The organism is Enterobacter sp. 301B, from assembly GCF_003850715.1.
Taxonomy (GTDB): domain Bacteria; phylum Pseudomonadota; class Gammaproteobacteria; order Enterobacterales; family Enterobacteriaceae; genus Enterobacter; species Enterobacter intestinihominis.
The window spans coordinates 16,293-28,200 of the sequence record NZ_PQTC01000011.1 but is presented as its reverse complement, the minus strand read 5'-3'; the positions used below and the strand labels follow the sequence as shown (position 1 = coordinate 28,200).

At 57.4% G+C, this 11,908-nt stretch carries 6 protein-coding genes; 5 read left to right on the top strand and 1 reads right to left on the bottom strand.

Annotated elements, in window-relative coordinates:
* The first annotated feature begins 78 nt into the window (after positions 1-78).
* Positions 79-1,581, top strand: a complete 1,503-nt coding sequence (locus C3451_RS13520; protein ID WP_045622112.1) for a helicase HerA-like C-terminal domain-containing protein — start codon at positions 79-81, stop codon at positions 1,579-1,581.
* Here C3451_RS13520 and C3451_RS13515 read toward each other — a convergent pair.
* Entirely contained in the window at positions 1,561-2,502 is a 942-nt protein-coding gene (locus tag C3451_RS13515; RefSeq protein ID WP_096147825.1) for a TIGR01212 family radical SAM protein, read from the bottom strand. The two genes, C3451_RS13520 and C3451_RS13515, sit on opposite strands and share 21 nt — an antisense overlap.
* Before the next feature lie 687 nt (positions 2,503-3,189).
* Between C3451_RS13515 and gltB the strand changes: the two genes are divergently transcribed.
* The 4 genes from gltB to C3451_RS13495 all read left to right on the top strand — a co-directional run bounded on the left by gltB (position 3,190) and on the right by C3451_RS13495 (position 11,786).
* Positions 3,190-7,650, top strand: a complete 4,461-nt coding sequence (gene gltB, locus C3451_RS13510) for a glutamate synthase large subunit (protein WP_023307071.1) — start codon at positions 3,190-3,192, stop codon at positions 7,648-7,650.
* A gap of 9 nt (positions 7,651-7,659) precedes the next feature.
* Complete coding sequence (gltD, locus tag C3451_RS13505; RefSeq protein WP_045622114.1) at positions 7,660-9,078, top strand: glutamate synthase subunit GltD; 1,419 nt, start codon at positions 7,660-7,662, stop codon at positions 9,076-9,078.
* 187 nt (positions 9,079-9,265) lie between these two features.
* Positions 9,266-10,516, top strand: a complete 1,251-nt coding sequence (codB, locus tag C3451_RS13500) for a cytosine permease (protein WP_023298730.1) — start codon at positions 9,266-9,268, stop codon at positions 10,514-10,516.
* Positions 10,506-11,786, top strand: a complete 1,281-nt coding sequence (locus C3451_RS13495) for a cytosine deaminase (protein WP_063139194.1) — start codon at positions 10,506-10,508, stop codon at positions 11,784-11,786. Before codB ends, C3451_RS13495 begins: the two co-directional genes overlap by 11 nt.
* Positions 11,787-11,908 lie beyond the last annotated feature (122 nt).

Sequence of the window (11,908 nt, the reverse complement as noted above, 5' to 3'; positions counted from 1 at the left end):
GCAAAGTGAGGAATTTACGCAGACATTTTGCCGTCAGGTTGCCTATACTCCACCCAGGACTACGAGAGGACGTGCATCATGAGTACACCATTGTTAATCGCCAGGACGCTGGAAAAAGAGCTGTTTTTACTGCCCGCGATGGCGAACCGTCATGGCCTGATCACCGGCGCGACCGGGACGGGAAAAACCGTCACCCTGCAAAAGCTGGCTGAGTCATTGTCCGAGGCTGGCGTGCCGGTTTTTATGGCTGACGTGAAGGGCGATTTAACCGGGGTGGCTCAGGAAGGCACGGCGTCAGAAAAACTGCTCGAGCGCCTGAAAAATATCGGCATCACGGACTGGACGCCGCACGGTAATCCAGTGGTGGTCTGGGATATCTTCGGCGAAAAAGGGCATCCGGTGCGCGCCACCGTCTCCGACCTCGGCCCTTTGCTGCTGGCCCGTCTGCTTAATCTTAACGACGTGCAGTCCGGGGTGCTGAACATTATCTTCCGTATCGCCGACGATCAGGGCTTACTGCTGCTCGACTTCAAAGATCTGCGCGCCATCACCCAGTACATTGGCGATAACGCCAAATCCTTCCAGAACCAGTACGGCAATATCAGCAGCGCCTCGGTGGGCGCCATTCAGCGCGGGCTCCTGACGCTGGAGCAACAGGGCGCCGAGCATTTCTTCGGCGAGCCAATGCTGGATATCAAAGACTGGATGCGCACCGACAGCAGCGGCAAAGGCATCATCAACATTCTGAGCTCAGAGAAGCTCTACCAGATGCCGAAGCTCTACGCCGCCAGCCTGCTGTGGATGCTCTCTGAACTCTACGAACAACTGCCGGAAGCAGGCGATCTGGAAAAACCCAAACTGGTGTTCTTCTTTGACGAAGCGCACCTGTTGTTTAACGACGCGCCGCAGGTGCTGCTGGATAAAATTGAACAGGTTATCCGCCTGATCCGCTCCAAAGGCGTCGGGGTCTGGTTTGTGTCGCAAAACCCGTCGGATATTCCGGACAACGTACTGGGGCAACTGGGTAACCGCGTGCAGCATGCCCTGCGCGCCTTTACGCCAAAAGATCAGAAAGCGGTGAAAGCCGCGGCGCAAACCATGCGTGCCAATCCGGCCTTTGATACCGAAACCGCCATTCAGGCGCTGGGCACCGGTGAAGCGCTGATTTCGTTCCTCGATGCAAAAGGCAGCCCGACAGTTGTCGAGCGCGCGATGGTGATTGCGCCCTGCTCGCGCATGGGGCCAGTAACGGACGATGAACGCAACGGCCTGATCAACCACTCCCCGGTGTACGGGAAGTATGAAGACGAGGTGGATCGCGAATCCGCGTTCGAGATGCTGCAAAAAGGGGTGCAGGCGACTGCCGAATCGCAGAATGCGCCTGCCGCCAAAGGGCAATCTGTAGCCGTGGACGACGGCATTCTCGGCGGGCTGAAAGATATTCTGTTCGGCAGCACCGGGCCGCGCGGCGGCAAACGCGATGGCGTGGTGCAGACCATGGCAAAAAGCGCGACGCGTCAGATTACCAACCAGATAGTGCGCGGCATGCTGGGAAGTCTGTTAGGCGGCCGTCGCCGGTAGCGGTGGAACCCACGGGCGGCCAAGCGCCGACCCCTGTACGCCGTTCTCCTGTAGATAGCGGTCGATTTCCAGCATCCCCGTCCAGCGGTTCTCACACCAGAGCGGTGCCAGAAGCGTTGGGCGGCGGGCGCTTGCCGAGATGCGGTGGTAAACAATCTCCGGCGGCGTGTGGCGAATCATCTCCCCCGCCGTCACCGTATAGTCGTCGAGTTCGATGCCACTTAACCGCCCCGCTTCCCAGGCTTTCGCCATAATGCTTCCCGTAACGATATGCAGCGGGTGCAGCTTAATGCCATCCACGCCGGTCTCGACGACTTTTTCCAGCGTTTCAAGGCCATGCTGCTGCCCTTCTCCCGGCAAGCCGACAATCAGATGCGAGCAGACTTTTAATCCACGCTCGCGGGCGAGACGCGTGGTGCGCTGGTAGCAGGCAAAATCATGCCCGCGATTGATACGGTGCAGGGTTTTGTCGTGCGCGGTCTGCAAGCCCAGCTCCAGCCAGATCTCGTAGCCCTTCTCTTTGTACTCGCTAAGTAAATCCAGCACGGCGTCCGGCACGCAGTCCGGACGCGTCCCCACGCACAGCCCGACAATGTTCGCTTGAGCAACCGCCTGTTGATACATAGCGCGCAGCACCTGCACCTCCGCCCACGTGCTGGTGTAGGCCTGGAAATAGGCCAGATATTGCTTCGCGCGGTTCACCAGACTCGCCTGATGGGCGAGCTGTTCAGCGATAGATTTATGCTGTTGAGCTTCATCAGCAAACGAGGCCACGTTACAGAAGGTGCAGCCACCACGCCCGATGGTGCCATCGCGGTTCGGACAGCTAAAGCCGCCGTGCAGCGTCAGTTTGTGAACCTTTTGTCCGTAGCGCTGCAAAAGATCCCCACCAAACATATTGACTAATTTCTGTAACTGCATAATCTGATAGACCGTCCCGAAGAAAGGGGACAAGCCTGCCATTTTTAGCCTCTGTCGGCGATGACCTGGATCAATCGCCCTGGACGGCCTTTATCTATTTGAATAAATAATCACGATTACCGAGATTTCATTCACCTTGCACGTAATTACTTTTCCTTATGTTCTGATGGTTTTTTTCATTTATAGCGCCAGGTCTGAAAAACAGTGATTTTATGCGGGTTTGAATGCCACCCCAGATTATTATTCTGCTATAAATCTGCATTTCAGCACGCTGCATTGATAATACCGCTTTCATATAGTGAGTCAGATCACACTCCCCTGCACCTTCCCGGCGCTTTAAGTGGTTGTAAAAATAGTGAAATCATCAATAAAAACAACAATATGACCACTCTTTAGCACATTTTTGTATAAATAAGATTGCCATTTGACCTGTGTACCAATTCCCGATAAGTTGGAAATCCGCTGGAAGCTTTCTGGATGAGCGGCCTGCTCATCATATTTATGCAGTAATTGAGATTCCCTCTGAAGCAAGTCCTCAAACTTGTTTACCTGCGCGAAAGGATGAAAAAGAGGGCGAATGCGAGGTCCGCGTATGAAACGCTAACCCCGTCGCCATGCTCTTTCTGCGCCTGTGCGCCACGGTAAAGTTCAGTGGGAAGCCCGACGAGCCTGGGGAGGTTCACTGATATGTTGTACGATAAATCCCTTGAGAAGGATAACTGTGGTTTCGGCCTGATCGCCCACATAGAAGGCGAACCTAGCCACAAGGTAGTGCGTACTGCTATTCACGCACTGGCCCGTATGCAGCACCGTGGCGCCATCCTTGCCGATGGTAAAACCGGCGACGGTTGCGGTCTGCTGCTGCAAAAACCGGATCGTTTCTTCCGCATCGTGGCGGAAGAGCGCGGCTGGCGTTTAGCCAAAAACTACGCTGTCGGTATGCTGTTCCTGAATCAGGATCCTGAAAAAGCTGCCGCGTCACGCCGCATCGTTGAAGAAGAACTTCAGCGTGAAACCCTGTCGATTGTCGGCTGGCGCGATGTGCCAACCAACGAAGGGGTGCTCGGTGAAATCGCCCTCTCCTCGCTGCCTCGTATTGAACAGATTTTCGTCAACGCGCCTGCGGGCTGGCGTCCGCGTGATATGGAACGCCGTCTGTTTATTGCCCGCCGCCGCATTGAAAAACGTCTTCAGGACGATAAAGAGTTCTACGTCTGTAGCCTCTCTAACCTGGTGAACATCTATAAAGGTCTATGCATGCCGGCTGACCTGCCGCGCTTCTACCTGGACCTGGCGGATCTGCGTCTGGAATCGGCCATTTGCCTGTTCCACCAGCGCTTCTCCACCAACACCGTTCCACGCTGGCCGCTGGCTCAGCCGTTCCGCTACCTGGCGCACAACGGTGAGATCAACACCATCACCGGTAACCGCCAGTGGGCCCGCGCCCGTACCTATAAGTTCCAGACCCCGCTGATCCCGGACCTGCACGATGCCGCGCCGTTCGTGAACGAAACCGGCTCGGACTCCAGCTCAATGGATAACATGCTGGAACTGCTGCTGGCGGGCGGGATGGATATCGTGCGCGCCATGCGTCTGCTTGTACCGCCGGCCTGGCAGAACAACCCGGATATGGACCCTGAGCTGCGCGCGTTCTTTGACTTTAACTCCATGCACATGGAGCCGTGGGATGGCCCGGCAGGCATCGTTATGTCCGACGGACGTTTTGCCGCCTGTAACCTGGACCGTAACGGTCTGCGTCCGGCGCGCTATGTCATTACCAAAGACAAGCTCATCACCTGTGCCTCTGAAGTGGGTATCTGGGATTACCAGCCAGACGAAGTGGTCGAGAAAGGCCGCGTCGGACCGGGCGAGCTGATGGTGATTGACACCCGCGGTGGGCGTATTCTGCACTCTGCTGAAACCGACAACGATCTGAAGAGCCGCCATCCGTACAAAGAGTGGATGGAGAAAAACGTGCGTCGTCTGGTGCCGTTTGAAGATCTGTCAGACGAAGAAGTGGGTAGACGCGAGCTGGACGATGACACCCTCGCGAGCTTCCAGAAGCAGTTTAACTACAGCGCGGAAGAGCTGGACTCGGTTATTCGCGTGCTCGGCGAAAACGGCCAGGAAGCGGTCGGCTCAATGGGTGACGATACCCCGTTTGCTGTGCTCTCCAGCCAGCCACGCATTATTTACGACTATTTCCGTCAGCAGTTTGCGCAAGTCACCAACCCGCCAATCGATCCGCTGCGCGAAGCCCACGTCATGTCGCTGGCCACCAGCATCGGCCGTGAGATGAACGTATTCTGTGAAGCCGAAGGTCAGGCGCACCGTCTGACCTTTAAATCACCGATCCTGCTGTACTCCGATTTCAAACAGCTCACCACCATGACCGAGGAGCACTATCGCGCCGACACGCTCGATATCACCTTCGACGTGACCGAAACGAGCCTCGAAGAGACGGTGAACGCGCTGTGCGACAAAGCCGAGCAGATGGTGCGTAACGGCACCGTTCTGCTGGTGCTGTCTGACCGCAACATCGCGAAAAACCGTCTGCCGGTGCCTGCACCCATGGCGGTGGGGGCTATCCAGACGCGTCTGGTGGACAAGAGCCTGCGCTGCGATGCCAACATCATCGTTGAAACTGCGAGCGCGCGCGACCCGCACCACTTTGCGGTGCTGTTAGGCTTTGGCGCCACGGCGATCTACCCGTATCTGGCCTACGAAACACTGGCCCGCCTGGTGGATACCCGCGCGATCGACAAAGACTACCGTGCTGTGATGCTGAACTACCGTAACGGCATCAACAAAGGTCTGTACAAGATCATGTCCAAAATGGGCATCTCGACCATCGCCTCTTACCGCTGCTCGAAGCTGTTTGAGGCGGTCGGTCTGCATGACGACGTTGCCAACCTCTGCTTCCAGGGCGTGATCAGCCGTATTGGTGGCGCAGGCTTTGCTGACTTCCAGCAGGATCTGGTGAACCTGTCAAAACGCGCCTGGCTGGCACGTAAGCCGCTGGAACAGGGCGGTCTGCTGAAATACGTTCACGGGGGTGAGTATCACGCTTATAACCCGGACGTGGTGCGCACACTGCAACAGGCGGTGCAAAGCGGCGAGTACAGCGATTATCAGCAGTATGCTGATCTGGTGAACAACCGTCCGGCGGCGACGCTGCGCGATCTCATTGCCCTCAATCCGGGTGAGGAAGCGGTCAGCATTGACGAGGTTGAACCCGCATCTGAACTGTTCAAACGTTTCGATACCGCGGCGATGTCCATCGGCGCGCTGAGCCCGGAAGCCCACGAAGCGCTGGCGGAAGCCATGAACAGCATCGGCGGCAACTCCAACTCCGGCGAAGGCGGTGAAGATCCTGCCCGTTACGGCACCAATAAAGTGTCCCGTATCAAGCAGGTAGCGTCCGGCCGTTTCGGCGTAACGCCTGCGTACCTGGTTAACGCCGACGTGATCCAGATTAAGGTCGCGCAGGGGGCAAAACCGGGTGAAGGCGGTCAGCTGCCGGGTGATAAAGTCACCCCGTACATCGCTAAGCTTCGCTACTCGGTGCCGGGCGTGACGCTGATCTCCCCGCCGCCGCACCACGATATTTACTCTATCGAGGATCTGGCGCAGCTGATTTTCGACCTGAAACAGGTCAACCCGAAAGCGATGATCTCCGTGAAGCTGGTTTCCGAGCCGGGCGTTGGCACCATCGCTACCGGCGTGGCGAAAGCCTATGCGGATCTGATCACCATCGCCGGCTACGACGGCGGCACCGGCGCAAGCCCGCTCTCCTCCGTAAAATACGCGGGTTGTCCGTGGGAGCTTGGCCTGGTGGAAACCCAGCAGGCGCTGGTCGCCAACGGCCTGCGTCACAAGATCCGTTTGCAGGTAGACGGCGGGCTGAAAACCGGCCTCGACATCATCAAAGCGGCGATTCTGGGTGCGGAAAGCTTCGGCTTCGGTACCGGCCCGATGGTTGCGCTCGGCTGTAAATACCTGCGTATTTGCCACCTGAATAACTGCGCAACGGGCGTTGCTACCCAGGACGAAAAGCTGCGTAAGAATCACTATCACGGCCTCCCGTTCAAAGTGACTAACTACTTTGACTTCATCGCCCGTGAAACCCGCGAGCTGATGGCGCAGCTGGGCGTGAAGCGTCTGGTGGATCTGATTGGCCGTACCGACCTGCTGAAAGAGCTTGAGGGCTTCACGGCCAAGCAGCAGAAGCTGGAGCTGTCTAAGCTGCTGGAAACCGCTCAGCCGCATCCTGGCAAAGCGGTTTACTGCACCGAGAACAACCCGCCGTTCGACAACGGCGTGCTGAACGCGCAGCTGCTGCAACAGGCGAAGCCGTACGTGGACGAGAAGCAGAGCAAAACGTTCTGGTTTGATATCCGCAACACCGATCGTTCCGTGGGTGCATCCCTCTCCGGTTACATCGCGCAAACGCACGGTGACCAGGGCCTGGCATCGGATCCGATTACCGCGCACTTCAGCGGTACCGCGGGTCAGAGCTTCGGTGTGTGGAACGCGGGCGGCGTTGAGTTATACCTGACCGGTGATGCCAACGACTACGTCGGAAAAGGCATGGCGGGCGGTCTGCTGGCGGTGCGTCCTCCGGTTGGTTCAGCCTTCCGCAGCCATGAAGCAAGCATCATCGGCAATACCTGTCTGTACGGTGCAACCGGCGGTCGTCTGTTTGCCGCGGGCCGTGCGGGCGAGCGTTTTGCGGTGCGTAACTCCGGTGCCATCACCGTGGTGGAAGGCATCGGCGATAACGGCTGTGAATACATGACGGGCGGAATTGTGTGCGTCCTGGGTAAAACCGGCGTGAACTTTGGCGCGGGCATGACGGGCGGTTTTGCCTACGTCCTGGATGAAGACGGTGAGTTCCGCAAACGCGTGAACCCGGAACTGGTGGAAGTGCTGGACGTTGATACGCTGGCCATCCACGAAGAACACCTGCGCGGCTTAATTACCGAACACGTGCAGCATACCGGTTCTTCGCGCGGCGAAGAGATCCTGGCCAACTGGCCGGCGTTCTCTGCGAAATTTGCGCTGGTTAAGCCGAAGTCCAGCGATGTTAAAGCCCTGTTGGGTCACCGTAGTCGTAGCGCAGCAGAGCTGCGCGTGCAGGCGCAGTAAGGAATTCAGATGAGCCAGAACGTTTACCAGTTTATCGACCTTCAGCGTGTTGATCCGCCAAAGAAACCGCTGAAGATCCGTAAAATTGAATTTGTTGAAATCTACGAGCCGTTTTCAGAAGGCCAGGCCAAAGCACAGGCAGACCGCTGCCTGTCCTGCGGTAACCCTTACTGCGAATGGAAGTGTCCGGTCCATAACTACATCCCGAACTGGCTGAAGCTGGCCAACGAAGGGCGTATTTTTGAAGCCGCCGAGCTGTCTCATCAGACCAACACCCTGCCGGAAGTGTGCGGCCGCGTGTGCCCTCAGGATCGTCTGTGTGAAGGCTCCTGTACGCTGAACGACGAGTTTGGCGCGGTGACCATCGGCAACATCGAACGTTATATCAACGATAAAGCGTTCGAAATGGGCTGGCGGCCGGATATGACCGGTGTGCGTCAAACCGACAAGCGCGTGGCGATTATTGGCGCGGGCCCGGCAGGCCTTGCCTGTGCGGACGTGCTGACCCGTAACGGCGTGAAAGCGGTGGTCTTTGATCGCCACCCTGAGATTGGCGGCCTGCTGACCTTCGGTATCCCGGCCTTCAAGCTGGAGAAAGAGGTGATGACCCGCCGCCGCGAAATCTTCACCGGCATGGGCATTGAGTTCAAACTGAACGTGGAAGTGGGCCGTGACGTGCAGCTCGACGACCTGCTGAAGGATTACGACGCCGTGTTCCTGGGCGTGGGTACTTATCAGTCCATGCGCGGTGGCCTGGAGAACGAAGATGCGCCGGGCGTGTACGACGCGCTGCCGTTCCTGATTGCCAACACCAAGCAGATCATGGGCTACGGTGAGACCGCCGATGAGCCGTTCGTCAGCATGGAAGGCAAACGCGTGGTGGTGCTGGGCGGCGGTGATACCGCGATGGACTGCGTGCGTACCTCCATTCGTCAGAACGCGGCGCACGTCATCTGCGCCTACCGTCGTGACGAAGAGAACATGCCGGGCTCTAAGCGCGAAGTGAAAAACGCGCGTGAAGAGGGCGTGGAGTTCCAGTTCAACATCCAGCCTCTGGGTATTGAGGTGAATGCCAACGGTAGAGTGAGCGGCGTGAAGATGGCGCGCACGGAGATGGGCGCGCCGGATGCGAAAGGCCGTCGTCGCGCGGAGATCGTGGCCGGTTCTGAACACGTGATCCCGGCTGACGCCGTGGTGATGGCGTTTGGTTTCCGTCCTCACAGCATGGAGTGGCTGGCGAAGCACAGCGTAGAGCTGGACTCTCAGGGCCGCATAATTGCGCCGGAAGGCAGCGACAACGCGTTCCAGACCAGCAACCCGAAAATCTTCGCCGGTGGCGACATCGTTCGCGGCTCTGACCTGGTGGTCACGGCGATTGCCGAAGGCCGTAAAGCGGCTGACGGGATCATGAACTTCCTGGAAGTGTAAGCCCCTCTGACTCCCCGGCAGAAGCATAAAGCGGAACGCTGGGGAGCCTGTTTTCAGTAGCCTGCCCTTAAGTTAATGATACCTTTTTAAGCAAAAAAGCAGCATGAATCCCGACGTAAACGTTTGCTTTCATGAAAAAAATGTATATTATGCGGCGGATTTTTTGGCCAAAATTCAAGGAGGCGTTGTGTCGCAAGATAACAATTATAGCCAGGGCCCCGTCCCTCTGGCGGCGCGGAAAGGCGTGATTCCACTCACTTTTGTGATGTTAGGGTTAACCTTTTTTTCCGCCAGTATGTGGACCGGAGGTACGCTCGGTACCGGTCTTTCCTATAATGATTTCTTCCTCGCAGTTCTCTTCGGCAATCTCCTCCTCGGTATCTACACTGCTTTTCTTGGCTACATTGGCGCAAAAACCGGCCTCTCAACCCATCTTCTTGCGCGTTACTCGTTCGGTATAAAAGGTTCCTGGCTTCCCTCCATGCTTTTAGGCGGTACGCAGGTAGGATGGTTTGGCGTCGGCGTAGCGATGTTTGCCATCCCGGTGAGTAAAGCCACGGGCATCGACGTCAATATCCTGATCGCGGTATCCGGTCTGTTGATGACCATGACCATCTTCTTTGGTATCTCAGCGCTGACGATTCTGTCGATCATCGCCGTTCCCGCGATAGTTATCCTCGGCAGCTACTCCGTCTGGCTGGCGGTGGACGGCGTGGGCGGGCTGGATCATTTAAAAGCGATGGTGCCACAGACCCCGCTCAATTTTTCAGGCGCGCTGGCGCTGGTCGTCGGCTCCTTCATCAGCGCCGGAACGCTGACCGCCGACTTCGTCCGCTTTGGGCGTAACGCGAAAGGCGCCGTGGTGGTGGCAATGGTGGCGTTTTTCCTTGGCAACTCGCTGATGTTTATCTTCGGTGCGGCAGGCGCCGCGGCAGTTGGACAGGCGGATATATCGGACGTGATGATCGCTCAGGGGCTACTGCTGCCCGCCATTATCGTTCTCGGCCTGAACATCTGGACAACCAACGACAACGCGCTCTATGCGTCGGGTCTGGGCTTTGCCAACGTGACCGGCCTTTCCAGCCGCACGCTGTCGGTGGTTAACGGTATTATCGGCACGCTCTGCGCGCTGTGGCTGTACAATAACTTTGTCGGCTGGCTCACCTTTCTGTCGGCGGCGATCCCTCCCGTCGGTGGGGTGATTATCGCCGACTATCTGATCAACCGCCGCCGCTACGCCAGCTTCCATAGCGCTACCTTTGTGCCGGTCAACTGGGTAGCCATTCTTTCGGTCGCGCTCGGCGTGGCTGCCGGGAATATTATTCCCGGTATAGTGCCGGTGAATGCGGTCCTCGGTGGCGTATTCAGCTACCTTCTGTTAACCCCCTTAGTCAGACGTACCTTTGCTACCGCCCCGGAGGCTCCCCATGCAGAATAATACCCTCACCATTCGTCAGGCCCGTTTACAGGGGCAAGAGGGGTTATGGCAGATCGCAATTGAAAACGGGCGCTTTAGCCGTATTGAACCGCAGGACGCGGCATCGTCACCGGTGGGCCAGGTGCTTGATGCTGAAGGCGGGCTGATCATTCCCCCTTTCGTTGAGCCGCATATCCATCTGGATACCACTCAAACGGCTGGTGAACCGAGCTGGAACCAGTCTGGTACCTTATTCGAGGGGATTGAGCGCTGGGCTGAACGTAAGGCGCTGCTCACCCACGAAGATGTTAAGACCCGCGCAATGCAGACGCTGAAATGGCAGATGGCCAACGGCATTCAGCATGTGCGTACTCACGTTGACGTCTCCGATCCCACGCTGACGGCGCTGAAAGCGATGCTGGAAGTGAAGCAGGAGGTCGCCCCGTGGGTCGATCTGCAAATCGTGGCGTTCCCCCAGGAGGGCATTCTTTCTTATCCCAACGGTGAAGCGTTGCTGGAAGAGGCGGTGCGTATGGGGGCGGACGTTATTGGCGCAATTCCGCACTTTGAATTTACCCGCGAGTATGGTGTGGAGTCGTTGCACAAAACCTTCGCACTGGCGCAGAAGTACGACAGGCTGATCGACGTACACTGCGACGAAATCGATGATGAACAGTCGCGCTTCGTGGAAACCGTCGCCGCGCTGGCGCACCGTGACGGGATGGGCGCGCGCGTTACCGCCAGCCATACCACAGCGATGCACTCCTATAATGGCGCCTACGCGTCCCGCCTGTTTCGTTTGCTGAAAATGTCGGGCATCAACTTCGTCGCCAATCCGCTGGTGAACATCCACCTTCAGGGCCGTTTCGACACCTATCCTAAGCGCCGCGGCGTAACGCGCGTGAAAGAGATGCTGGAGGCGGGGATCAACGTCTGCTTTGGGCATGATGACGTTTTCGATCCGTGGTATCCCCTGGGCACCGCCAATATGTTGCAGGTGCTGCATATGGGTTTACACGTCTGCCAGCTGATGGGGTACGGGCAGATTAACGACGGGCTGAATCTGATCACCACCCACAGCGCGAAAACGCTCAACCTGCAGGACTACGGCGTGAAGGTGGGTAATTCTGCGAACCTGGTTGTTTTACCGGCCGAAAGTGGCTTTGATGCGGTTCGTCGCCAGACGCCTGCGCGTTATTCTGTTCGTCACGGGCGGGTTATCGCCGAGACGGTACCCAGCCAGACAACGCTGCATCTGACGCAGCCGGAAGCGGTGACCTTTAAACGGTAATTATCGCTTCAGGAAATCTCATCCGGAGACGTATCAGCCTGTTTACGCTTTATCAGGTCTACAAATCGCAGCCTCTTTGCAGACCTGGTAAGCGCGGCGCCAGTGGTGAACTGGCGCGTCTA